24 protein-coding genes are annotated in these 24,245 nt (G+C 69.3%); 15 read left to right on the plus strand and 9 right to left on the minus strand.

The window, feature by feature from the left end:
* Positions 1–78: 78 nt before the first annotated feature.
* Positions 79–1,623, minus strand: a complete 1,545-nt coding sequence (locus QE397_RS19745; protein ID WP_056442105.1) for a succinic semialdehyde dehydrogenase — start codon at positions 1,621–1,623, stop codon at positions 79–81.
* Between the two features lie 170 nt (positions 1,624–1,793).
* On the opposite strand from QE397_RS19745, the gene QE397_RS19750 reads away from it, so the two are divergent.
* Positions 1,794–2,561, plus strand: coding sequence for a MerR family transcriptional regulator (locus QE397_RS19750; protein WP_027505899.1), 768 nt, complete (start codon positions 1,794–1,796; stop codon positions 2,559–2,561).
* A 61-nt stretch (positions 2,562–2,622) separates the two neighbouring features.
* On the opposite strand, the gene QE397_RS19755 is transcribed toward QE397_RS19750, so the two are convergent.
* Positions 2,623–2,922, minus strand: coding sequence for a DUF6480 family protein (locus tag QE397_RS19755; RefSeq protein WP_231476342.1), 300 nt, complete (start codon positions 2,920–2,922; stop codon positions 2,623–2,625).
* 138 nt (positions 2,923–3,060) lie between these two features.
* On the opposite strand from QE397_RS19755, the gene rraA reads away from it, so the two are divergent.
* Positions 3,061–3,555, plus strand: a complete 495-nt coding sequence (gene rraA, locus QE397_RS19760) for a ribonuclease E activity regulator RraA (RefSeq protein WP_056440786.1) — start codon at positions 3,061–3,063, stop codon at positions 3,553–3,555.
* Between the two features lie 8 nt (positions 3,556–3,563).
* Here rraA and QE397_RS19765 read toward each other — a convergent pair whose 3' ends face one another.
* Both QE397_RS19765 and QE397_RS19770 read right to left on the minus strand, forming a co-directional pair.
* Positions 3,564–3,761, minus strand: coding sequence for an RNA-binding S4 domain-containing protein (locus tag QE397_RS19765; protein WP_027505902.1), 198 nt, complete (start codon positions 3,759–3,761; stop codon positions 3,564–3,566).
* A 143-nt stretch (positions 3,762–3,904) separates the two neighbouring features.
* The gene (locus QE397_RS19770; protein WP_222632527.1) at positions 3,905–5,416 is read right to left on the minus strand and encodes an aldehyde dehydrogenase family protein; all 1,512 of its coding nucleotides are present in this window, start codon (positions 5,414–5,416) and stop codon (positions 3,905–3,907) included.
* An 85-nt stretch (positions 5,417–5,501) separates the two neighbouring features.
* Here QE397_RS19770 and lat point away from each other — a divergent pair, with 85 nt between their 5' ends.
* Together lat and QE397_RS19780 are read left to right on the plus strand one after the other, a co-directional pair.
* A complete protein-coding gene (lat, locus tag QE397_RS19775; RefSeq protein ID WP_307096866.1) occupies positions 5,502–6,839 on the plus strand; it encodes an L-lysine 6-transaminase in 1,338 nt (445 codons plus the stop codon).
* A gap of 60 nt (positions 6,840–6,899) precedes the next feature.
* On the plus strand, positions 6,900–7,709 hold the full coding sequence (locus QE397_RS19780; RefSeq protein WP_027505905.1) for an alpha/beta fold hydrolase: 810 nt from the start codon (positions 6,900–6,902) through the stop codon (positions 7,707–7,709).
* 4 nt (positions 7,710–7,713) lie between these two features.
* Here the strand turns inward: QE397_RS19780 and QE397_RS19785 are convergent, their stop codons facing one another.
* Complete coding sequence (locus QE397_RS19785) at positions 7,714–8,754, minus strand: nitronate monooxygenase family protein (protein ID WP_156380436.1); 1,041 nt, start codon at positions 8,752–8,754, stop codon at positions 7,714–7,716.
* A 165-nt stretch (positions 8,755–8,919) separates the two neighbouring features.
* Between QE397_RS19785 and QE397_RS19790 the strand changes: the two genes are divergently transcribed.
* Together QE397_RS19790 and QE397_RS19795 are read left to right on the plus strand one after the other, a co-directional pair.
* The gene (locus QE397_RS19790; protein ID WP_307096868.1) at positions 8,920–10,146 is read left to right on the plus strand and encodes a diguanylate cyclase; all 1,227 of its coding nucleotides are present in this window, start codon (positions 8,920–8,922) and stop codon (positions 10,144–10,146) included.
* A gap of 40 nt (positions 10,147–10,186) precedes the next feature.
* Positions 10,187–10,474 carry a hypothetical protein gene (locus QE397_RS19795; RefSeq protein WP_231476344.1) on the plus strand — a complete coding sequence of 96 codons (288 nt, stop codon included), beginning with the start codon at positions 10,187–10,189 and terminating at the stop codon, positions 10,472–10,474.
* On the opposite strand, the gene QE397_RS19800 is transcribed toward QE397_RS19795, so the two are convergent.
* The gene (locus QE397_RS19800) at positions 10,475–11,050 is read right to left on the minus strand and encodes a TerD family protein (RefSeq protein WP_027505908.1); all 576 of its coding nucleotides are present in this window, start codon (positions 11,048–11,050) and stop codon (positions 10,475–10,477) included.
* A 224-nt stretch (positions 11,051–11,274) separates the two neighbouring features.
* Here QE397_RS19800 and lysX point away from each other — a divergent pair, with 224 nt between their 5' ends.
* The 3 genes from lysX to QE397_RS19815 are packed head-to-tail and all read left to right on the plus strand — an operon-like array spanning position 11,275 to position 16,433.
* Positions 11,275–14,634: a bifunctional lysylphosphatidylglycerol synthetase/lysine--tRNA ligase LysX gene (lysX, locus tag QE397_RS19805; protein WP_307096874.1), complete on the plus strand. Its 3,360-nt coding sequence runs from the start codon at positions 11,275–11,277 to the stop codon at positions 14,632–14,634.
* 9 nt (positions 14,635–14,643) lie between these two features.
* Positions 14,644–15,528, plus strand: coding sequence for an alpha/beta fold hydrolase (locus tag QE397_RS19810; RefSeq protein WP_261770429.1), 885 nt, complete (start codon positions 14,644–14,646; stop codon positions 15,526–15,528).
* Positions 15,529–15,554: 26 nt separating this feature from the next.
* On the plus strand, positions 15,555–16,433 hold the full coding sequence (locus QE397_RS19815; protein WP_027505911.1) for an oxygenase MpaB family protein: 879 nt from the start codon (positions 15,555–15,557) through the stop codon (positions 16,431–16,433).
* 67 nt (positions 16,434–16,500) lie between these two features.
* On the opposite strand, the gene QE397_RS19820 is transcribed toward QE397_RS19815, so the two are convergent.
* On the minus strand, positions 16,501–17,115 hold the full coding sequence (locus tag QE397_RS19820; RefSeq protein WP_051613396.1) for a maleylpyruvate isomerase family mycothiol-dependent enzyme: 615 nt from the start codon (positions 17,113–17,115) through the stop codon (positions 16,501–16,503).
* Between the two features lie 157 nt (positions 17,116–17,272).
* On the opposite strand from QE397_RS19820, the gene QE397_RS19825 reads away from it, so the two are divergent.
* The 5 genes from QE397_RS19825 (at position 17,273) to QE397_RS19845 (ending at position 21,356) form a co-directional block, all read left to right on the plus strand.
* Positions 17,273–18,076 carry a transglutaminase family protein gene (locus QE397_RS19825; RefSeq protein ID WP_307096877.1) on the plus strand — a complete coding sequence of 268 codons (804 nt, stop codon included), beginning with the start codon at positions 17,273–17,275 and terminating at the stop codon, positions 18,074–18,076.
* A 2-nt stretch (positions 18,077–18,078) separates the two neighbouring features.
* Entirely contained in the window at positions 18,079–18,618 is a 540-nt protein-coding gene (locus tag QE397_RS19830; RefSeq protein ID WP_222647782.1) for a GNAT family N-acetyltransferase, read from the plus strand.
* A 22-nt stretch (positions 18,619–18,640) separates the two neighbouring features.
* Positions 18,641–19,039 (plus strand): MmcQ/YjbR family DNA-binding protein, encoded by a 399-nt coding sequence (locus tag QE397_RS19835; protein WP_307096880.1) that lies wholly within the window; start codon positions 18,641–18,643, stop codon positions 19,037–19,039.
* Between the two features lie 19 nt (positions 19,040–19,058).
* Complete coding sequence (locus QE397_RS19840; protein WP_222641406.1) at positions 19,059–19,676, plus strand: histidine phosphatase family protein; 618 nt, start codon at positions 19,059–19,061, stop codon at positions 19,674–19,676.
* 87 nt (positions 19,677–19,763) lie between these two features.
* Positions 19,764–21,356 (plus strand): phage infection protein, encoded by a 1,593-nt coding sequence (locus tag QE397_RS19845; protein ID WP_307096881.1) that lies wholly within the window; start codon positions 19,764–19,766, stop codon positions 21,354–21,356.
* 1 nt (position 21,357) lies between these two features.
* On the opposite strand, the gene QE397_RS19850 is transcribed toward QE397_RS19845, so the two are convergent.
* Positions 21,358–21,642 carry a putative quinol monooxygenase gene (locus QE397_RS19850; RefSeq protein WP_027505918.1) on the minus strand — a complete coding sequence of 95 codons (285 nt, stop codon included), beginning with the start codon at positions 21,640–21,642 and terminating at the stop codon, positions 21,358–21,360.
* A gap of 97 nt (positions 21,643–21,739) precedes the next feature.
* Positions 21,740–22,606, minus strand: coding sequence for an NAD(P)-dependent oxidoreductase (locus QE397_RS19855; protein WP_307096883.1), 867 nt, complete (start codon positions 22,604–22,606; stop codon positions 21,740–21,742).
* Positions 22,607–22,720: 114 nt separating this feature from the next.
* Here QE397_RS19855 and QE397_RS19860 point away from each other — a divergent pair, with 114 nt between their 5' ends.
* Positions 22,721–24,232: an MFS transporter gene (locus QE397_RS19860; RefSeq protein WP_204869460.1), complete on the plus strand. Its 1,512-nt coding sequence runs from the start codon at positions 22,721–22,723 to the stop codon at positions 24,230–24,232.
* Positions 24,233–24,245: the final 13 nt, after the last annotated feature.

The following is a 24,245-nucleotide window of genomic DNA, read 5'->3' on the forward strand; positions in this document are numbered from 1 at the left end:
ACCGGCCCGGGTTTGTCGCTGTCCATTCGTCCTCTAGTCGCTGCGGGTGTTTCGCCCGATTCTACGGGATGCGCGCCGCTACCGTCCCGGCACGTACTTCAGCGCCCGGATGAAGATCGGCAACGTCTTCGCCCAGAGCTTCGGAGGCAGCCGTCGTCCGCCGAGGTTGATCAGGCGCGTCGTGGAGACGGTCTGCGACTCGGTGTACTTCAGGACGCCGTCCGGTCCGTGTCGACGACCGACGCCCGAGACACCCATGCCGCCCATCGGCGCACCGGTGCTTCCCCAGGTCGGCGCGTACCCCTCGTCCACGTTCACGGTGCCGGCGTGCAGTCGCGCGGCGATGGCCTCGCCCTGCGCCTTCGTCTTCGCCCACACGCTGGCGTTCAGTCCGTACTCGGTGGCGTTGGCCCGCTCGACAGCCTCGTCGACACTGGCGACGGGGTAGATGGAGACGAGGGGACCGAACGTCTCGGCTCCCCAGCACTCCATGTCGTCGGTCACGCCGGTGAGCACGGTGGGCTCGTAGAACAGCGGGCCGATGTCGGGGCGTGCCTTGCCGCCGGCGACCACGGTCGCACCCTTCACCCTCGCATCGTCCACGTGGTTCGAGATGGCCTTGACCTGGTCCTCCGAGATGAGGCTGCCCATCTCGACCCCGAACTCGTACGTGGCGGCCAGCGTCATGCGGCGCACCCGCTCACCGAACGCGGCGGTGAACTTGTCGGCGATCGACTTCTCGACGTAGATGCGCTCGATGGAGATGCAGAGCTGACCGGAGTTGGAGAAGCAGGCACGGACGGCCGCGTCGACCACCTCGGGGATCTTGGCGCCGGCGGCGACGATCATGGCGTTCTTGCCGCCGAGCTCGGCGGAGAACCCGATGAGTCGCCGACCGGTCTGCTCGGCGAGAAGCTGGCCGGTGGCGGTGGAACCCGTGAACATCAGGTAGTCGGAGGTGTCGACGATGGCGGTGCCCACCACCGATCCGGGGCCGGGAACCACGGCGAAGAGGTCACGGGGCAGACCGGCCTGGTAGAGCAGTTCGACACATGCGAGCGCGCAGTACGGCGTCTGGCTGTCCGGCTTCAGCACGATGCCGTTGCCGGCCATCAGAGCCGGGATGGCATCGGACACCGCGAGGGTCATCGGGTAGTTCCACGGCGAGATGATGCCGACGATGCCTTTGGGCTGGTAGTTGACCTGCGTCTTGGTCAGCACGGGAAGCATGCCCTTGACGCGCTTGCTCTTCAGCAGTTCGCCGGAGACCCGCGCGTAGTGCCGCGCCGTCATCGCGATGTCGAGGACCTCCTCCTGGGCGGCGGACCGGGACTTCCCGGTCTCTGCCTGCGCCAGGTCGATGAGCGACGCCCGGTGCTTCAACACGAGGTCGCGATACTTGTGGAGGATCTTCGCTCGATCTGCGATGGACGTCGTCGCCCACCGCTTCTGGGCTGCGCGGACCTTGTCGTTCGCCGCCAGCACGTCGTCGCGGGTGCCGACGGGGATGGTCGCCATCTCGCGGCCGGTGAACACCTCGATGACGGGCTTGGTCTCCCGGCCCGGTGCGACCGAGGCGAGGGCGACGAGTCGTGTGAACGTGTCTGCGGTCGGCGCTGACATGCGTATCTCCCAGTGGCGGATGAGTGTGACGACGGTTGACGGATACACCGTCGGTATCGACACGGTACGCCAGGAGTGCGTTCGGACACAGCCCCCGACCGGACGCCTCGGCGGATCGGGCCAAGATTGTGCTTGACCCTCACGCAACGGGAGGCAGGACAGTGACCGGTGTGAACGATGCACTGACCGTGGGACAGGTCGCCGCGCTGGCAGACGTCAGCGTGCGCACCCTGCACCACTACGACGCGGTGGGGCTGGTGGTGCCCGGCGGCAGGTCTCCTGCGGGATACCGCACCTACTCCTCGCAGGACGTGGAGCGCCTGTACTCCGTGCTGACCTATCGCGAACTCGGGTTCCCGCTGACCGAGATCAAGGAGATACTCGACGATCCCGCCGCGGACGCGCTCGAGCATCTCCGACGGCAGCGCACCCTGCTCGACCGGCGCATCGCTCACCTGACAGCCATGGCGAACGCCGTGGACACCGTGATCGAGAGGAAGACGATGGGTACGAACCTGACCCCGGCCGAGCAGCGTGAGATCTGGGGCGACGACTGGGCCGGCGAGAAGTACGAGGACGAGGCCCGCGAGCGCTGGGGAACCACCGATGCGTGGGCACAGAGCACGGAGCGCACCGCCGCGATGTCGGCCGACGACTGGCGTGCGATCAAGGCCGACACCGAACAACTCGAGGCTGATCTCGCTGCAGCGATGCTCCGCGGCGTGGAGCCCGGTTCGGACGAGGCCGACGTCCTCGCGGAACGCCACCGAGCGTCGATCGACCGTTTCTACGACTGCGATCACGCGATGCATGTCTGCGTGGCCGGGATGTACACCGCCGACGAGCGGTTCCGCGCGCACTACGACGGGCGGGCCGCCGGGCTGGCGGAGTGGATCGTCGCCGTCGTCGGAGCGAACGCCCGCGAGAACGGGGCCTGACACACGGACGGAGCACGAGGCCGAGAGGCCACGTGCTCCGTCGTCAGTTCTGTCGGGGGCTCTAGACGAGGCCCGCGATCCTGCCCACGACACCGAGGACGATCAGCACCACGACGACGCCGACCGCGACCAGGAACACGATCGCGGGTGTCCGAGTGCGCTGGGGCGGTTCATGATTGGGACCCGCGGCCGACGTGGAGTCCGGCGGCGTGTCACCCGGCACGATGCTGCCACCGGGTTCGAGTCCTGCAGTCTCTGCGGGATCGGGGTTCTGGCCGGACATGGGGTGGTCCTCTCGGGTGGCGTCGCGCGCAGTCTCGTCACCGGTGTGACCGTCGTTGCCGTCGTGACTTGTACTCATGACGTGCGGGTTCCCCCGACCTGCACCGTCCAATCGACCTCGAGGGACCGAACCGCCGACGCACCAACCGCCGCCCCGGCGGGTGTCCCCGACAGCGTGACCCGACGTGCCGCAGGACTGCCGCTAGCCTGTGACGCCATGAGCACCTTCATCGCGACCGCCGATCTCGCCGACACCATCGGGCCGGACATCCGGAGCTGCGACACGCAGTTCCGTCAGCTCGGGGCCGTGCGGGAGTTCTGCGGACCCATCACCACCATTCGCTGCTTTCAGGACAACTTGCTGGTCAAGCAGACATTGTCGGAGCCCGGCAACGGCGGAGTCCTGGTGGTCGACGGCGACGCGAGTGTCCACACCGCCCTCGTCGGCGACATCATCGCCGGGCGCGGTGTGGACAACGGGTGGGCGGGCGTCATCGTCAACGGTGCCGTGCGCGACTCGGCCATCCTGACGACTCTCGCCATCGGGGTGAAGGCGCTGGGAACCAACCCGCGCAAGAGCACGCAGACAGGGTCGGGTGAGAAGAACGTCACAGTCGAGTTCGGCGGAGTCACCTTCATCCCCGGCGAGTTCGTCTACAGCGACGACGACGGTGTCGTCGTCGCGGCGCAACCCCTCCCGCCTCAGGGCTGACCGGCAGCTCAGGCCTGAGCGACGCGGGCGGACACCCCGCCGACGGTGACGGTGTCGCCCGCACGGAGCTGACGTCCTCGGCGCAGTTCGGTCTCACCGTTGACTTCGACGAGACCGTCCGCGATGACGGCCTTCGCCTCGGACCCCGACTCGATGAGGTCGGCCAGCTTGAGGAACTGCCCCAGCCTGATCACCTCGTCGCGGATCTCGACCGTTCGATCGCTGCTGTGATCCCGGCCGTCCTCCGGCCTTCCCGCGTGATCCCGGCCGGCCTCCGGCCTTCCCGCGTGATCCCGGCCGGCCTCCGGCCTTCCCGCATGATCCCGGCCGGCCTCCGGCCTTCCCGCAGTCACAGGAACGTCACCCCCTGGGCGAGCGGCAGCTCCGAGCTGTAGTTGACCGTGTTGGTGGTGCGTCGCATGTAGGACTTCCAGGCGTCACTGCCCGATTCGCGCCCGCCACCGGTCTCCTTCTCGCCGCCGAACGCGCCGCCGATCTCCGCGCCCGACGGGCCGATGTTCACGTTCGCGATGCCGCAGTCCGACCCTGCCGCCGACAGGAAGCGTTCCGCCTCGCGCAGGTCGGTCGTGAAGATCGACGACGACAGCCCCTGCGGTACGTCGTTGTGGAGGGCGATGGCCTCGTCCAGATCGCTGTAGGTCATGACGTACAGAATGGGCGCGAACGTCTCACGGCGCACCACGTCGGTCTGAGCGGGCATCCGCACGATGGCCGGCTGGACGTAGACACCGTCCTCGGCGCCCGCCACTCGCACCCGCTCACCACCCGCGACGACGGTGCCGCCGTCCTTCCGCGCGAGCTCCAACGCGTCGGCGTACCCGTCGTGCGCGGCCTCGTCGATCAGCGGTCCGACCAGCGTCGACGAGTCGAGCGGCGACCCGACGGGCAACGACGAGTACGCGGTACCCAGTCGGTCGACGAGGGTGTCGGCGACGGACTCGTGCACGATGACGCGGCGCAGGGACGTGCACCGTTGACCGGCCGTGCCGGCCGCGGAGAACACCAGGCCGCGGACGGTGAGGTCGAGATCGGCGCTCGGACAGACGATCGCGGCGTTGTTGCCGCCGAGTTCGAGGAGCACGCGGCCGAACCGTGCCGCGACGCGGGGGCCCACCTCGCGGCCCATGCGGGTCGATCCGGTGGCGGAGACCAGGGCGATGCGCGGATCGTCGACGAGGGTCTCACCGACGGCACGGTCACCGACGACGAGTTGCGCCACCGCCGGCGACACCCCGGCACGGCGTGCGGCTTCCTCGAACAGCGCCTGCACGGCCACCGCGGTGACGGGCGTCTTCTCCGACGGCTTCCACACCACCGTGTCGCCGGCGACGAGGGCGAGCACGGTGTTCCACGACCACACCGCGACCGGGAAGTTGAAGGCCGTGATCACGGCGACGACTCCGAGTGGGTGCCACTGCTCCATCATCCGGTGGCCGGGCCGCTCGGTGGCGATGGTGTTGCCGTAGAGCTGGCGGGACAGTCCGACGCCGAAGTCGCAGATGTCGATCATCTCCTGGACCTCGCCGAGGCCCTCGCTGACGATCTTGCCGGCCTCGATGGACACCAGCTCACCGAGTGCGTCCTTGTGTTCGCGGAGCAGTTCACCCAGCTCACGCACCAGACCGCCGCGTACCGGCGCGGGAACGAGAGACCACGACCGGTAGGCGTCCGCGGCTGCGGCGATCACCGCGTCCACGTCGCTCGTGAGCGGCACGTGGCCCAGCACCGCACCGGTGATCGGGCTGGTCGCGGCCAGGCCGGAGTCGTGGTCGAGCGGCGCGGCCCCGACTGCGGCGAGCAGCTCGGACGTACGGGCGGACAGGTCGACGGTCGATGTCATGGATTCATTGTCTCCGATGGTCGTGACAGGATTTATTCCGGCTCCGATGTTGTTTGACAGTATTTTATCGCGTACTTTCGCCTTCATGACGCAGGTACTGCCATCGCGGCCCACCACCCCCGTTCCCGCCGGTGCGCCGGAGTCGGTCCACGACGTGCTGTCGCGCCACATCCTGGCCGACGGCTTCGACTTGGTTCTCGACCTCGAGCGGTCGCACGGCTCCACACTCGTCGATGCGCGGACCGGTGCGTCCTATCTCGACATGTTCACGTTCTTCGCCTCGAACGCGCTCGGGATGAACCATCCGTCTCTCGCCCGCGACGACGAGTTCCGGGCGGATCTGCTGACGGCCGCGCTGCACAAGCCGAGCAACTCCGACCTCTACTCCGAGCCGATGGCCCGCTTCGTCGCGACCTTCGCGCGCGTGCTCGGCATCCCCGAACTACCCCACCTCTTCTTCGTCGAGGGCGGTGCGCTCGCCGTCGAGAACGCCCTGAAGGTGGCCTTCGACTGGAAGAGCCGGTTGAACGAGTCCCGCGGTCTCGACCCGGCACTGGGCGGACGGATCCTGCACCTCGAGCACGCCTTCCACGGCCGGTCGGGCTACACCATGTCGCTCACCAACACGGATCCGATCAAGGTCGCGCGTTTCCCGAAGTTCGACTGGCCCCGCATCCCGTCGCCGTACCTGCGCGAGGGCGCGGACATGGACGCTCTCGAGGCGCGCTCACTGGCCGCTGCGCGGGCCGCGTTCGAGTCGTTCCCCGACGACATCGCCGCCGCCATCGTCGAGCCGATCCAGGGCGAGGGCGGCGACCATCACTTCCGACCGTCGTTCCTCCTCGGGCTGCAGGCTCTGTGCCACGAGTTCGACGCATTGTTCGTCGTCGACGAGGTCCAGTCCGGGGCGGGCATCACCGGCACCGCGTGGGCGCACCAGCAGCTGGGCGTCGAACCCGACGTCCTCGCCTTCGGCAAGAAGACCCAGGTGTGCGGCATCATGGCGGGCCGCCGCGTGGACATGGTGCGCGACAACGTCTTCGAGGTCGGATCCCGGATCAACTCGACGTGGGGCGGCGGCCTGGCCGACATGGTGCGGGCACGGCGGATCCTCGAGGTGATCGAACGCGACGGCCTCATCGCCCGCGCCGCGGAGAGGGGCGCGATCCTCGGCGCCGCTCTCGACGCACTCGCGGTGCGTCACCCGTCGATCTCCGACGTGCGGGGACGCGGCCTGTTCCGGGCGTTCTCACTGCCGGACACCGCGACTCGCGATCGACTGATCACGCGGCTCCTCGTCGACGAGCGGGTGATCATGCTGGGGTGCGGCTCGCGCAGCGTCCGGTTCCGTCCCGCGCTGACCGTGACGGAGGAGGCGTTGGCCGACGCCGTCGCGGCGATCGACCGGGTTCTCAGCTCATGACCGGATTGTCTGTGTACGCCGAGTGACAGGCACTGCGCCGGGCTCCGCTACCATCCGCCCATGACACTGCGCTACGACGTCGACGGTCACGGTCCCACCCTCGTACTGGTGCACGGAGTCGTTCACCGCCGCCAGGCGTGGGACGCGGTGCTGGACCTGCTCACGCCCTATCGGCGGGTCGTGACCGTGGACCTGCCCGGGCACGGGGAGTCGGAGCCGCTGCACGAGTCCGGTGAGAACGTGCTGCTCACGCTCCAGAACGAGGTCACCGAGTTCGTCCGCGAGATCGAGGAGCCGGACCACCAGGTGCACATCGCCGGCAACTCGCTCGGCGGCTACGTCGCGCTGTGTCTCGCCGCGCAGGGTGAGGTGGCGTCGGCCACCGCGCTGTCCCCCGCCGGCTTCTTCCTCAACCACACCGACCAGGCTCGAACCATGGTGACGTTCCGCGCGATGCGGACCGTCGCGCGCACGTTCGGCAAGGCCACACCGACGGCGCTCAAGATGCGGGCGGTGCGGTACCCCACGCTGCTGCCGTTCTTCGCGCATCCGAGCAGGGTGTCGTACGAGGCCGCCGTCGTCGACGCCTCGTCACTCACCACCAACGCGATGATCGACGCGGGCATCGACGCGCCGTTCGAGTTCCCGCCACTCACCGAACCGCTGGTGCCGGTGACGGTGGCGTGGGGCACGCGAGACCTGATCCTGCCGCACTACCAGGTGCGGGGCGTCCGTCGCCGCTTCCCGCACGCCCGCGTCATCTCGGTCCCCGGGGTCGGCCACGTGCCGATGACGGACAACCCCGAGCTGATCGCGTCGATCCTCCTCGCGGGAAGTCAGGACCGGTCCCCGACCGCAGACCCGTCCTGAGGTTCTAGGCGGTCTCCATCTCGGCGACGATCCGCGCGACGATGTCCGCGGCCGGCGCGGCGATCACCGAACGCCACCCGGTACCGGCCCACAGGTTGGGCACGTCCGCTCGGCCGGCAGCCGTCGCCGCGGTGCGGATCGGGCCCGTGATCGCGTTGACATCGGGATAGCCGGCCGGTGCGGAGGCCGTGAACTGCGCCGCGAACTCGTTCTCGAGTCCCCGAGCCGGTCGTCCCGAGAACGCACGCGTCACCACGGTGCGCCGGTAGCGACGGTCCAGCAGTGCGGCGCGGTGCACCGCCGAGGTACCGGCCTCGTCGGAGCACAGGAACGCGGTGCCCATCTGCGCAGCGACGGCGCCGAGTCCGAGAGCGGCCACCACGCCGGACCCGTCCATGATCCCGCCGGCCGCGATCAAGGGCACGTCGACAGACAGTCCGACGGCGAGCAGCAGGGACGGCAGCGACATCGCGTCACCGCCTCGAGGAGACGACGCATCGTCCGTGAAGACGCCCCGGTGTCCGCCGGCCTCGCTGCCCTGGACGACGAGCATGTCGGCCCCGTCCTCGACGGCCTCGCGGGCCTCGTCGACGGAGGTGACCGTCCCGATCATCAGGGCGCCGATCTCGTGCACGCGGGCGGTGAGTTCGGCGCCGGGTCGACCGAACGTGACCGACACGGCCGCCGGGCGGTGGGCGAGCACCACGTCGATCACCGCGTCGATGTCGTCGGGGCCGGGTGTCGCCGGGCCGGGTTCGACCCCGAACTCGGCGGCGATCGGGGCCAGCGCGGCGCGGTACGACTCCATCTCGTCGGCGACCGCGATGTGCGCTGACGGGAGGAAGAGATTGACGCCGTACGGCGCCGACGTGAGGGACTCGATCTCGGAGAGCCGGCCGTCGAGCGCCTCCGGGCTCAGCAGCGCTCCGGCCAGGAACCCCAGGCCACCGGCATCGCTCACGGCGGCGGTCAGGGCGGGGGTGGACGGGCCTCCGGCCATCGGCGCGCACACGACGGGAAGCCTGGCAGGGAACACAGCGGTCATGCGGCCGATCGTACGTCGAGGGATGATCTCGGCTACCTATCACGAATACCCGATGTTTCACCGGTTTCGGGCCGACCAAACCGACTACACGTACACTTCACTGGTCACCAGCAGGGACACACGCCGCGTCGGGGGTCGCATCGAGTTCGAAGGGATTCTCCACGCATGTCGCACCCGACCCGTCCGCCGGTCACGCAGCGCGTCCGCGCGTCCCGCGATCGCGCTCGCCCGGGTCGACACAGCGGATCCCGGCGCATCCGCAACGCGCAACGCAGACCCCTCACCCACCGGCCTCGGGACAGCGCACTCGACGTCGTGCGTCGGTGGCTGACCACGCCGCACGATTTCGACTGGATCTTCGTCCATCACTCCACCCGGTCCATACACGGCATCATCCGGCTGGTCTTCGCCGGCGCGGTGCTGCTCAACGCGACCGTGTCCATGTTGATGCTCGCCTCGCCCAACGGCCCCTCCGGCACGCCGGCGATCGTCTACGTCTTCCTCGTGCTGGCACTGCAGATCGCCGCGATGATCTGGGTGCTCACGGGACCGACGCCGGACACGAAGGCGCAGTTCCTCGGGTTCCTGATCTTCGGCGACGTCGGCATCACGTCCGTGATCCTGCTGGACACCCCGACGTCGGCACTGATCGGCACCTTCCTGTTCGCGATCAACGGCGCTCTCTGCACGTTCTTCCTCAGCCCACGAGTGCTGCTCGCCCATCTTGCGTTCACCAATGCCGTCATCGTCCTCATCGGCACCCTGGCGTACGTCCAGAACCTGTGGGGGCCGTGGGACGCGATCGCCGCGGTGCTGGTGGCCAGCGGCGCGAGCAGTGGGGTGCCGGTCTTCGCGTCCATCGCGTGGTCACTCGTCTCGACGGACGCGAAAGCCTCGGACCTCGATTCGCTGACCGGCGTCAGGAACCGCCGCGGTCTGCAGAACTCGGTCGAGGATCTGTGGGAGACGGCACTCGCGACCACATCGCCCGTGGTGGTCGTGATGATCGACATCGATCGTTTCAAGAGCGTCAACGATCGCTTCGGACACGATCAGGGCGACACCGTGATCGTCCTGGTCGCGACCCGGCTCGCCGAGCTCTTCGACGGCCACGGGGTGCTCGCGCGTACCGGCGGCGAGGAGTTCGTGGCGGTCCTCACCGATGTGGACGGTGACGTCGAGTCGGTGGTCGCCCGTGTCACCGAGACGGTCCACGATCGACAGGACACCATTCCCGTGACCGCCAGCGTCGGCGTCGCCGTGTTGACTCCCGACTCGTCGCTGTGGAGTTCCGGACCCGGGGCGATCGACCGCGCGACGCGGGGTGCGGACTCGATGATGTACCGAGCCAAGGCCGCCGGCGGGCATCGGCTGCTCTCGACCTTCCTGTGACACCCGCCCTGCATCGGACCCAGACGAGGAAACCCACCCCGTGATCGACATCTTCCACGCACTCGTGGTCATGAACTCGCTGTTCGCCGCGTCGGCGTGGTGCCTGGCGCGGCCGAACGCCTGGTCGATCTCCGCGGTGGTGCTCGCGTCGATCGGCTGGCTGCTCTTCAACGCGCCGCTCGAGGGCCGTGTGCTGGTGGTGTTCTCACTCCAGCACGGATTCACCGAGTCGGACGTGCTGTCCATCGTGGGCATGATCATCGGGGCGGTCGGCATCGTGCGCGCGAGGCGACGAGCCGACCGCCCCGAGGTCAGGCGTCGAGACTGATCAGACGCTGATGCCGAAGTCGCGGGCGATGCCGGCGAGTCCGGAGGCGTAGCCCTGGCCGACGGCGCGGAACTTCCACTCCGCACCGTTGCGGTACAGCTCGCCGAAGACCATGGCGGTCTCCGTCGAGGCGTCCTCGGTGAGGTCGTAACGGGCGAGCTCGGTGCCGTTCGACTTGTCGATCACGCGGATGTAGGCGCCGCGGACCTGGCCGAACGACTGCGAGCGCGCGTCGGCCTCGTAGATCGAGACGGGGAACGTGACGATGTCGACGGTGGACGGGACCGCTGCGAGATCGACGTCGATGACCTCGTCGTCGCCGTCGCCCTCACCGGTCTTGTTGTCACCCGTGTGCTGGATCGAGCCGTCCGGAGTCTTCAGATTGTTGAAGAAGACGAAGTACTCGTTGCCGGGCGCCTTCTTGTCCGGGCCGAGCGCGATGGCGCTGGCGTCGAGATCGAAATCCGTTCCGGTCGTCGTGCGCAGATCCCATCCGAGTCCGACGGACACCGCGGTCAGATTCGGTGCGGCCTTCGTGAGAGACACGTTGCCACCCTTGGTCAGGCTGACGCCCATGTGAGAGATCCCTTCTCGTTTCGCCCGATTCATCCGTATTCGGATCGGTGCTGCCCGGCCAACGAACCCGACGTCGTTCCGGTTCCCGGCCCTTCGTGACGACCCGCCGCGCAGCACAGGGCGCGCGGCGGCATCGAACGCTGCATAGTTGTCTGTCACAGCCTGTGTCCTGCGGAGCACGGGCTCGTCCCGTCATCCACGGTCCCGGCAGGAGGCGCTCGATCATGGCCACACAGGCGACCCCGGCGGCATCCGCCGCGGGCACTGCATCACCGTCCCCGTCAGGCCTGTCCGACGCGTCCCGCGTCGCCCGCGCCGATCGCCGGTCGCGCCACAAGGGGCGCCTGCGGCAGGTGCCGCACCACGTCGGCCTCGTGCTCGGTGTCTACGCGACGCTGGTCCTCCTGTGGAGCCTGTCACCCGCGCTCCGAGCCCTCGTCCACGTACCCCGCGAGTGGCTCGACTCGTACGTCATCGACGCTCCCGACACGAGCCTGTCCTACGGCTTCGTGGTCGCGCTGGTCGCCGCGGCGCTGTCGACGCGCAAACGCGTCGCGTGGTGGATCGCTCTTCTCTACACGGCCGGATCCGCGGTGGTGAACGTATCGACCCTGGTGGACGATCCCGGCAGCGTCGGGTCCTGGATCGGACTCGTCCTGCAGGTCGCGGTGCTCGCACTGCTGCTCGCCTCCCGCACCGAGTTCGACACCAAGGTCCGACGCGGCGCCGGATGGAAGGCACTCGGTGTTCTCGTCACCGGTCTGATCGTCGGCATCCTCGCCGGCTGGGCGCTGCTCGAGGCCTTCCCGGGTTCGCTGCCGCGGAACGAGACCTTCCTGTGGTCACTCAACCGAGTGGCCGGCCTGGCACTGGTGGACAACGAGCAGTTCAGCGGCCGACCACACGGATTCCTCAACTTTCTTCTGGGACTGCTCGCCTTCGTCGCCCTCGCCGCGGCGGTGGTGACACTGTTCCGCTCGCAGCGTGCGAGCAACGCCCTCACCGGCACGGACGAGTCGGCGCTACGCGGACTCATCGCCCGCTCCGGCCACGACGACTCGTTGGCCTACTTCGCCACCCGCCGCGACAAGGCGGTGGTCTTCGCACCGAACGGCAAGGCCGCCATCACCTATCGCGTCGAGGTCGGAGTGTGCCTCGCCAGCGGCGATCCCATCGGCCTCGAGGAGTCCTGGCCTCACGCGATCGAGGCGTGGCTCGAGATGTCGTCTCGGTACGGGTGGGCCCCGGCGGTGATGGGAGCGAGCGAGACCGGTGCCGCCGCGTTCCGGCGGGCGGGACTCGCCGTGCTCGAACTCGGCGACGAGGCGATCCTGCAGACCCGCTCGTTCAGCCTGAACGGACCCGACATGCGCCCGGTGCGCCAGGCGGTCAATCGGGCGCGCGGCAAGGGCGTGACGGTGCGCATCCGACGGCATCGCGACATCCCCGAGGACGAGTGGCCGGGCATCGTCGAGCGTGCCGACCGCTGGCGTGACACCGAGACCGAACGCGGGTTCTCCATGGCACTCGGGCGCCTCGGCGACCCTCTCGACGGCGACTGCCTGCTCGTCGAGGCCGTGCTCGATGCGGACGACCGCGTCGTCGGCACCCTCTCCCTCGTGCCCTGGGGCGCGAGCGGAGCATCGCTCGACCTCATGCGCCGTGATCCCGCCTCACCCAACGGCACCGTCGAGCTCATGGTCTCCGAGCTCGCGTCCCGCTCGGACACCGTGGGCATCACCAAGGTGTCCCTGAACTTCGCCGTCTTCCGCTCCGTGTTCGAGGAGGGCGGCCGCATCGGTGCGGGACCTGTTCTGCGCCTGTGGCGTTCGACGCTCGTGTTCTTCTCGCGATGGTGGCAGCTCGAGACGCTGTACCGATCGAACCTCAAGTACCAGCCCGAGTGGGTACCGCGGTACCTGTGCTTCGAGGACAACCGCGATCTGCCGAAGGTGGGTACCGCATCGGCCATCGCGGAGGGCTTCCTCACGCTGCCGGGCCTCGGTGCACGCACTCACACCGGCACCCGACAGGCTGTTCCCGCCGCGCTGCTGGCCGACGGCACGCTGCACGCCGACGGGAGCGAGCCCGACGACACACCCGTCGACACGCTGCCCGGCCGGCGACGGCCGGAACAGGTCCGGGTGCGGATGTCCAAGATGGACAGGCTCTCCGCGGACGGCGTCGACGCCTACCCCGTCGCGCATCCGCCCACCCACACCGTGGACTCCGCGGCGAACGCCCCGGAGGGCACCACCGTGCGCGTGTCCGGTCGCCTGCTGCGCATCCGCGACTACGGCGGCGTCGTCTTCGGCCTCGTGCGCGACTGGAGCGGGGACCTGCAGATCCTCCTCGACAGCGAGCGCATCGATCGAGATCGGTTGCGACGCTTCACGTCCGATTTCGACCTGGGCGACCTGATCTCCTGCACGGGAGTGGTCGGTCGCAGTCGCACCGGAGCGCTCGCGCTGCTGGTGAGCGACTGGCGCATGAACGCGAAATCGCTGCACCCGCTGCCGGACAAGTTCCGCGGGCTCACCGATCCCGAGGCGCGGGTGCGTCAGCGCTACGTCGACATGGAGATCAATCCGCAGGCGCGCGCCCTCATGCGTGCTCGCAGCGCGGTGGTGAAGTCGCTGCGCGACACGTTGGGCGACCGCGGATACATGGAGGTGGAAACGCCGATCCTGCAACAGATTCACGGCGGCGCGAACGCGGCACCCTTCCTCACGCACATCAATGCCTACAACCTCGATCTCTACCTCCGTATCGCGCCGGAGCTGTACCTCAAGCGGCTGTGCGTCGGCGGCATGGAGCGGGTCTTCGAGATCGGTCGCGTGTTCCGCAACGAGGGCGCCGACTTCAAGCACAATCCGGAGTTCACGATCCTCGAGGCCTACGAGGCGCACAGCGACTACGAGCGCGCGATGGTGTTGTGCCGGGAGCTGATCCAGCGCGCCGCCGTGGCCGCGCACGGCCGCGAGGTGATCTACCGGCCGGCCGAGGACGGCACCATGACGGAGATCGACATCTCCGGCGAGTGGCCGGTGAAGACCATGCACGGCGCCGTCGCGGAGAAGATCGGTGCCGACGTCCGGCCCGACACACCGCTCGCGGAGCTGCAGCGTCTGTGCGATCTGCACGACGTCCCGTATCAGTCGACCTGGGACGAGGGCGCCGTGGCGCAGGAGATGTACGAGCACCTCGTCGAGGACTTCACCGAGTTCCCGACGTTCTACACCAACTTCCCCACGTCGATGTCCCCGCTGACTCGGCCCCACCGCAGCATCGCGGGCGTCGCCGAGAAGTGGGATCTGGTGGCGTGGGGGGTCGAGTTGGGCACCGCGTACAGCGAGTTGACCGACCCCGTCGACCAACGCGCTCGTCTCACCGCGCAGTCGATGCTCGCCGCGGGCGGCGATCCCGAGGCGATGGAACTGGACGAGGACTTCCTCCAGGCGCTCGAGCACGGCATGCCGCCGACCGGTGGCCTCGGAATGGGTGTCGACCGGGTGGTCATGCTCATCACGGGCGGGTCGATCCGCGAGACCCTCGCGTTCCCGTTGGCCAAGCCGCGGAGCTGAATGTTTCACATGAAACCGAACGGCGAGGTGGTCGTCGACGTACTGGGGACCGCCGTGCACGTGGTGGTCTCCCGTCCTGACGCGGCGGCGGCGCCCGCCCCGGTCGTCGTGCTGTGCGGGGGGCTCGCCTCGACGTGGCACGACTGGATCGACGTGTCCGCGCTGCTGGTGGCGGCCGGCCACACGACGGTGGCCATCGATCGACCGGGCTTCGGCGACAGCGAACCGCTGCCTCCGGACCGGGTGCCGACGGTGCACGAGGAGGCCGATCGCATCCTCGCCGTCCTGGACGCCCTCGCGATGACGGACCCCGTGGTCCTGGTGGGGCACTCGATGGCCGGCTTCTACGTCGAGGGCTTCGCGCGGTCGTACCCCGCGCGCACGGCGGCGCTCGTGCTGCTCGACTCGAGCGTCGAGAAGTCGCCGTCGGCCCTGGTGCCGCCGCGCATCCGCATTCCGGTGACCCGCGTGATCGCCCGCATCGTCTCGGCCGCCGGTCTGCAACGGTTGCTCGCCGATCCGGTGCGCCACGTCCTGACGCAGGCCGTTCCCCCGGACGGGTACGCGCCCGACCGGGTCGACGATCTCCGCCGCATCTACCGCGATCCCTCCTATCTGGAGGCCGCCGCGATCGAGTACGCGGTGTACGCCGACATGGCCCTCGAATTGAACCGCCTGCGCCGCGCGACGCCCGTTCCGTCCGTCCCCGTCATCGTGGCCGCCGCGCACACGGGACGACGGACCCCGTGGGGAGCGCAGTGGTTGCGGCGCCAGCAGCGTCTGGCCCGCTACCTCGGCGGCCGCTTCGCCGTGGTGTCCCCGTCGCACCACCACGCCATGATCGATCAGCCCCGGCGAGTCGCGGCGCTGGTGAGAACTGTCTCCACCGGCTGAACGCCGCGCGAGCGCACACTGGAGAGATGAATCCTCTGCGCACGGTCCAGACCCGAGTGGGCGAGACCATCTTCGCGCGGGTCGCGGGCGACGAGGGCCCCGCTCGACGCGACCGGATCCACCTGGCCGAGGGGCCACGTCGGTACGGCCCCGATTCGGCGATCCAGCGCGTCCACGCCGATGCGTCGATGTTCGTCGGCGGAATGCGCGCCCTGCTCCTGCAGTCGTTGCACCCGCTGGCGATGGCTGCCGTGGACGAGCACTCCGGCTACCGCGGCGACCCGTGGGGCCGTCTGCAACGCACCAGCACGTTCCTCGCCGAGACCACGTTCGGCACCATCGAGGACGCGGAGCGCGCCGTGCGGATCGTGCGCGCCGTGCACAAGCGCATCACGGGTGTCGCGCCGGACGGGCGGCCGTACGCCGCGTCGGATCCGCACCTGCTGCGGTGGGTCCACGTCGCGGAGATCGACAGCTTCCTGCGCGCGCACGATCGTTACGGTGCCCGACCTCTCGATGCCGGCGGCCGCGACGCCTACGTCCGGGAGTCGGCCTGGGTCGCTCGCGGGCTCGGCGCCGAGGACGTGCCCGAGACGGTCGACGAGCTGAACGAGATGCTGGCGATGTACCGGCCCGAACTGCGCGGCACTCCCGCAGCACGTCGCACCGCCCGCTTCATCCTGCTCAATCCACCGATCCCGTTGGCAGTACGCCCCGCCTACGGGTTGCTGTCGTCGGTGGCGGTGTCGATGATGCCGCGCTGGACCCGCTTCCCCCTCCGGTTGCCCTACCTTCCGATCACCGAGGCCACCGCCGTGCGCGCGAGCGGCATCGCCGTCACCACCGCCATCCGGTGGGCACTGGGTGCGGGCCCGACGGTGCAGGATGGGCGCGAAGCGGGCTGAGGAGGGCGGCGGGCCTCCCGGGCATCGGATCACAGGTGCGGCCGTGCCGGAGTCGGGGGCCGATCTGTCACGCTCCACGATGATCGTGCACGGTCGCCCGGCCGGTGAGGATCAGGACAACCGCTTTCGCCGGCAAGATCAAGGTGTCGCCGTCTCCGATGCGGAAGTCGATGTCGGACGCCTGAAGTGCACACCCGTCGAGGTCGGCGCCGAAATAGGCCATCCGATTCCTGGACTCGATCGTGCGAAGCACCACCTCCAGTTGCGGCGTCGTGGCGGTCGCGGGCAGTCCCAGTCCCTCCGTCAGATCGAGTCCGTGAACGACGTCGTGGCACAACGAATCGACGAGGTCACCTCCCGGTGGACTCCACTCGGTGGTGATGTTGTCTCGGAGCGCGGCAATCAGTTCGACTCGGCCCATCGTCGCGGCGTCACGGCGGGCAAGACGGTCGGCCGCGCGGTCGAAGCTGCCGCGTTCTCGAATCATCGTCACCAACAACTTGGGCAAGCTCACCCGAAAAGACATCGACAGATGCGCCGCCAGGTCGGCAACGGTCCAACCCTCGCACAGAGTCGGTTGTTGCCACTCGGTGTTCGACAGTCCTTCGAGTACCGCGACCGTTGCCTGCCTCTGCGTCGCGGTCAGTGCCGCGACGCGCTCTCTGTCCAACTCGTTCGACATGCGACTCCACATCCTCCGTCGTGTTCGAGACCTGCCACTGGACAGGCCTGCCACTGGACAGACATGGCGGCGGATCGAAAGTCATCGAAGCGCGGGGCTTCCGGACCACACGCGGTCCGGGCGATCTTCCGCCCGTGACCGGTGGCATCATGCGGTAGTGACGCGTGACGTATCTGCCCACCTCGACGTGACCGTCGTCGACCCCACCAACCTCGAGTTCCAGATCGCGGTCGCGCAGCTACCGGGGACGACGGTCACCGAATCGTTGTCGTTCCGGCTCGACGGCGAGGAGATCACACCCACGGAGATCCGCGCGGAGACCGGCGGGCGCATCCACCGTTTCGATTGTGGGCGTGGACAACTCGTCGTCGACTACCGCGCCCGCGTGGAAGGCGAGGCGGATCCCGCCCCGGTGGTCGAGCGAGACCTGTCCGTCTACCTGCGGCCGAGCCGGTACAGCGAATCGGACAAGTTCCTGGGCTTTGCCGAGACCGAGTTCGGGCGCTATACCTCCGACGCGGACGTGCTCGAGCGCGTCTCCGCCTGGGTCGGCCGCCGTCTGCGCTACGTCCCCGGCAGCAGTGACCCCATCGACGGCGCCACCGACACCCTCCTCGCGGGTAGCGGAGTCTGCCGCGACTACACGCATCTCGTCGTCGCGTTGCTGCGGGCGATGACGGTGCCGGCCCGCCTCGTCGCGGTCTACGCGCCCGGCTGCGACCCGATGGACTTCCACGCGGTCGCGGAGGCCTACGTCGACGGCGTCTGGCGCGTCGTCGACGCGACCCGGCTGGCCCCACGGCAGAGCCTCGTGCGCATCGCCACCGGGCGGGACGCGTCCGACACCGCGTTCCTCGACAACCACGACGGGTACATCGTTCTGGACCGCATGCAGGTCATGGCCACGGTGGACGGGATGCTCCCCTACGACGACGTGCACGAACTCGTGTCCATGCGCTGATCGTGATCACCTTCCGGCGGGTCACCGAGGACGACTTCCCGCTGCTCGCGCGCTGGTTGTCGCACCCGCACGTGGCGCGGTGGTGGAACCACGAGGTCAATGCCGAGGCCGTCGCCCGCGACTTCGGAGCGTCCGCCCGCGGCGAGGAGCCGTCCGAGGATGTGCTGGCTCTCGACGACGGAACCCCCGTCGGCCTGCTCCAGCGCGCCCGGTGGCACGACTACCCGGAGTACGTCGACGAGCTGGCGCCGTTCTGGGCGGTGCCCGCGGAGGCCGTCACCATCGACTACCTCATCGGCGAGGCGCACCTCGTCGGGCACGGCCTCGGCACCCGCGTGCTGATCGAGTTCACGGCCGACACGTGGCGGCGGTACCCGAGCGCGACGTGCGTCGTCGTGCCGGTGGCCACGGGCAACGTGGCGTCGTGGCGGGCGCTCGAGAAGGCCGGGTACCGACGTGTCGCCGAGGCCCACCTCACCCCGGACAATCCGATCGACCCCACCGACCACGTGGTGATGGCGATCGACCGCCCGGCTCGATGACGAGGGCCTAGTCTCCTCGGTCATGGAGCATCCCGTGCGATTCCGCGACGACGATCCGTTGTTGGCCACGGTGCGGGAACGAGCCCTGCGCCTGCCGGGCGCCACCGAGAAGGTCTCCCACGGCCGCCCCAACTTCCGCACCACGAAGGTCTTCGCGATCTACGGCGCCACGGTGAAGGGGGATCACCCCTCCACCCGCTGGGATCGGTCGCTGCAGGTCCTGCCCGACACCGACGAGCGAGCGGCGCTGCTGGACGACGAGCGATTCTTCGAGCCCGCGTACACCGCGGCGAGCGGCTGGGTGGGACTCGACCTGACGATCGGGACCCCCGACTGGACCGAGGTCGACGAACTGCTCGACATGTCGTTCCGGCGGACGGCGCCGGCACGGCTGGTGGCAGCACTCGGAACGCTCTCGTGACCGTGAGACAGTGGCCGCTGTGCAACTGCTGCTGATCCGCCACGCTCTCCCGCTGCGTTCCGACGCGGATGCCGATCCCGCCCTCGCACCGCTGGGACTCGAGCAGGCCGCGCGCGTGCCCGACGGGCTGCGCGCCCATCGGCTCGCGCGCATCGTCAGCAGTCCACAACTGCGCGCCCGGCAGACCGCGGAACCGCTCGCCGCGGACACCGGACTCCCGGTGGACGTGCTCGACGGTCTGGCCGAGTACGACCGCGACTTCCCGGGTTACCTCCCCATCGAGGAGGCGCGCGAGAAGTTCCCCGCCGAGTTCGAGCGCATCAAGGCCGGGCATCTGCCGAGCGCGGTGGACGCCGACGCCTTCCGCCGACGGGTGTTCGACGACATCGCCTCGGTGGTGCGGGACGCGGAGCCGGAGGACACGGTCGCGGTCTTCGCCCACGGCGGGGTGATCAACGTCCACCTGCAGGATCTGCTCGGCACCGCCATGCCTCTGACCTTCCCGATCGACTACGTCTCGGTCACGCGAATACTGTTCTCGCGCAGCGGCAGACGTACGGTAGCGTCGGTGAACGAGACGCAGCACGTGTGGGATCTGCTCCCCCGGAACCGGGCGCGATCCTCACCGACTTCTTAATCGCGCAGGTCACCGGGCATTACGGGCGCGATCGGCGCTCGGCACGGTCCGTCGAGCGCGTCGGCACCGGTTAGCCTGAGCAGTATCATGACTTCTCCCTCAGCACACGGTGCCCCGCGTTCGGGTCTCGTCGCCACGTTGTCGCGGCCCGTGATCGTCGTTCTCGTGATCGCCCTCCCCCTGCTCCTGGCCGGCCTCTTCGCGTCGTTCAGCGGGAACGACGTCGTTCCCCTGGCCTCGCAGAGCAGTTCCGAGACCACCACCTCGGCAGACGGTTCCGAGGGCACGGACGGCGGCACCCCCGCCGCGGGAGACCCGCTGGCGAAGACGCGCTCGGCTCTCACCCAGACGCAGTTGCCCCTGAGCCTGCTCAGCGGTGGACTCACTCAGCTGACCGACGCGGCGCCGCAGCTCACCGACGGCGTCACCCAGCTCTCCGACGGCCTCGGGCAGGCGCGCTCCGGGTCGCAGCAGCTCGCGGACGGCAACTCCCAGCTGGCAGGCGGACTCGTGCAGCTGCAGGGCGGAGTGGGCCAGCTCGGTGACGGCGCCGTGCAGATCAGCGGCGGCGTGAACCAGCTGACGACACCCCTGCTGGCGCTCGGCGAGAAGCAGGCTCAGGTCACCTCGTCCATCGCGGACGTCGCGAACCGCATCGAGGTGCTGAACAACCCGATCACCACCGACGCGGCACGGCAGCTGCGTGAGCTCATCGACACGCTGAACGCGCAGGGCATCGGCCCCGACACCGTCTCCCAGATCAACCAGCTGCGCGACGGCGCCGCCCTGCTCGCGTTCCAGCTCGACGATCCTTCCAGTGAGTTCGTCACCGGCGTGAACACCGCCGTCGACGGCAGCGCGCTGCTCTCCACGGGCGCCGGCCAGCTGAACGACGGCATCATCCAGCTCGACGACGGTGGCAAGCAGCTGAAGGCGGGCACCGACCAGATCACGACCGGCATCGAGCCGATCGGCGGCGTCGTCAGCAGCCTGCAGACCAACGTGAAGACCGCGCAGACCTCGCTGCCCGCGGCCAACGCAGTAGCGGCGACCACGACCACCGACGAGAACGGTCAGACGCAGACCACCCTCGTCGTGCAGGGAAGCACCCCGTCGAACTACTACCTGATCGCGGCACTGGTGGCCGTGGCCGCGGCTGCCGCCGTGAGTCTGATGCGCCTTCTGACGCGTCGGGACCGCGTGGCGCGCATCGCACCCGTCCTCGGGGCCCTCGCGGTCACCGCAGCTGCGGGTATCGCCTACTGGTTCGTCGGCGACGGTCTCAGCTTCGGCTCGCTCCTCGGCGGCATCGTCTTCCTGTTCCTGGGTTCCGCGGCGTTCCTCGCCGCGGCGGGCGCCGTGCAGATGGCGTTCGGCCGTGCCGTCGGCCAGTCGATCAACCTGGTGCTGCTGCTCGTCCAGCTCGTCCTGGCAGGCGGAGCCCTGGTGGGGTCGCCCGACAGCTCCGTCTTCGGCAAGGCCGCGGCCTTCACGCCCGTCGGGTGGCTCGCCGCCGGACTCGAGCGCATCGCGGCGGACGCCATGGACTCGACCGGCTGGCTCGCCGTCCTCGTGATGGTCGCCCTGCTCGCGGTGTCCGGTCTCGTCTACTCGCTCGTCGCCCGGTCCGACCCGGAGGACGACCGCGCGGCCTACCGGGACGAACCGCGCCTCGCCTGACTCAGGCGGGCGTCAACGGATGGATCGCCAGGGCGCCCAGCTTGGCGCCGTGGCGACCCATGACGTCGGCCATGTGCGGTGACGCCATGTGCCCGTCGAGGGCCGCCTGGTCCCGCCACACCTCGACGGTGACGATGGTGTCGGGCGCCGCGTTCGAGGTGTAGACGTCGTACTCCAGGCAGCCGTCCTCCTCGCGCGTGAGAACGGCGAACTGCCGCATCGCCTCCAGCACCTCGTCGAAGCCGTCCGTCACCGGAATGGTGGCCACCACGTGCAGATCACTCATCGTCGTTCTCGTCTCGCTCGTTCGTCATCGGTCCACCCGAACGTACGGCGAGGAGCGGCGGCGGGCGTCGGTTATCGCCCGACTGCCCCCTGACGACTCAGCCCTGGAACCCCTCGTCGTTCTCGAAGGCCGTGACGACGGCCGCCAGATCGTCGGCGCCGTGCCCCGCGACGCTCGCGTCCACGTACGCACTGCGCACGGCCTGCAGCAGGCGGGAGGTGCGCGGATCCACCGCATCGATCATCAGGTCGACGTCCTTGACCACGCCGTCGATCCCGAACGACGGGGTGAAGTCGCGCTCGATCATCGAGCGGCCCTTCATCTGTGTGTACGGCGCGTTGATCGGACCACCGTCGAGCGCTTCGAGGACGAGCGAGGGCTCCAGGCCCAGTTCCGACGCCATCGCGAGTGACTGCGCCGTGGCCGCCGTGAGCGTGGACACCATCGCGTTGCACGCCAGTTTGAGCGCACTCGCCCGGCCGGGCGCCGTCCCCGCGTTCACGATCTTCACCGTCATCGACTCGAGCACCGGGCGCACCGACTCGAGCCCCCCGGCGGGTCCGGAGGCCAGCGCCGTGAGCTTTCCCGACTCCGCCGGCTCCTTGGTCCCCAGCATCGGGCAGTCGAGAAAGGCGACCCCGTGGTGCTGCGCCAGATCGGCCAGCCGTCGGGCGCCGGCCGGACCGACGGTCGCGGACTGGACCCACACGGCGCCGTCCTTCACCGCTGACAGGAAGGTGGTGGCCGTGTCCGCGGTGGCCGACTCGTCGTAGAGCATCGTGACGATCACGTCGGCGTCGGCGACGCAGGCCGCCGGATCGTCCGCGACGGTCGCCCCCTGGTCCTTCAGCGGCGCCGCGCGATCGGCGTTGCGGTTCCACACCGTCACCTCGTGGTCGCCGCGGAGCAGAGACCCCGCCATGCCCGCGCCCATCGTTCCGGTTCCCAGTACTGCCACCCGCATGTTCGTTCCCTCTCACCGGCTGGAGCGGATTCTTTTCCGACCCGCTCCGTGTGTTGCAATGCAGGGTGTTCCCCTCACGGAGCACCACCACACGCACTCTCGAACGGATCACGCATGACCAGCACCGACACGCCCGCCACCGAACGGGCGGGGCGTCGCGAGTGGTGGGGTCTCGCCGTCCTCGTCGTCCCCATCGTCCTCGTCTCGATGGACATGTCGGTCCTGTACCTCGCCCTGCCCTCGCTGACCGAGGACCTCCAGCCGAGCAGCTCGCAGCAGCTGTGGATCCTCGACATCTACAGCTTCATGCTCGCCGGCCTACTGGTCACGATGGGCTCCCTCGGCGACCGCATCGGCACCCGTCGGCTGCTCATGATCGGGTCGCTCGTCTTCGGCATCGCGTCCGTCGCCGCCGCCTTCTCGCACACCCCGGAGGCCCTCATCGCCTCGCGGGTTCTTCTCGGGATCGGCGGCGCCACCCTCGCGCCGTCGACACTGTCGTTGCTCCGCAAGCTCTTCGTCGACCCCGTGCAGCGCGGTGTCGCCATCGGGATCTGGACGGCCGGATTCGCCGGCGGTGGCTCGTTCGGCCCGGTCATCGCGGGCGCGCTGCTCGAGTACTTCTGGTGGGGCTCGGTGTTCCTCATCAACATCCCGATCATGGTGGTCCTGCTGATCGCCGCGCCGGTGATGCTGCCCGAGGCGAGGAACCCGAACCCCGGCCGCTTCGACCTGCCCGCCGTCGGCGCCTCGATCGTCGCGATGCTCGGTATCGTCTACGCGCTCAAGCACGCCGCGCAGAACGGCCTCGACTGGCAGGTGGCCGCCGCGCTCGCGGTGGGGCTCCTGGTCGGCTGGTGGTTCGTGCGACGTCAACGCGCGAGCACGCACCCGGTCATCGAGTTCGACCTGTTCCGCACCCCGGCCTTCTCCGTCGCGGTGATCGTCATCCTCGTGTCGGTCTTCATCATCACGGGCTTCAATCTGATGCTGTCGCAGTATCTTCAGCTCGTCATGGGGCTCGGCACCCTCGAGGCGGGACTGTGGTCGCTGATCCCGGCGATCGCGACGGCCACCGCCTCACTGACGGCCCCCCTGATCATGAAACGCCGCCCGCCGGCCGTCATCCTCGTCGGCGCCATATCCGTCATGTTCGTCGGTGCCGTCGTGATCGGTGCGGTGGCCCTCCCCTCGGACGTCGGGTCGGGCGCCACGCTCGCGATCCTGCTGTGCGGCATGGTGATCGCTGCGTTCGGTGTGGGTACCGGCACGACGTTCGGCTCGGATCGGGTGCTCGCCACCGCGGCACCGGAGAAGGCGGGCGCGGCCGGTGCCGTGTCGGAGACGGGTGCGGAACTCGGTGGGGCACTGGGCATCGCCGTGCTCGGCTCCATCAGCGTGGCCACGTACCGCCTGGTGCTGGGGCCCGCCGACACGTCCGGAGACGGCACGCTCGCCGGCACCCTGGCCGAAGCCGGCCGGATGTCACCCGACGTCGGGCCCGACCTCGCGTCCCGCGCCCGCGAGGCGTACGTGGACGGCATCGTCGCCGCGTCCGGGGCCACGCTCGTCACGCTGCTGATCGCCGGCAGCGCGGCCGCCGTCCTGTTCCGTCGAGCGCGCTGACGCACCGACTCCC

This window comes from Rhodococcus sp. SORGH_AS_0301, from assembly GCF_030818285.1.
Lineage (GTDB): Bacteria > Actinomycetota > Actinomycetes > Mycobacteriales > Mycobacteriaceae > Rhodococcoides.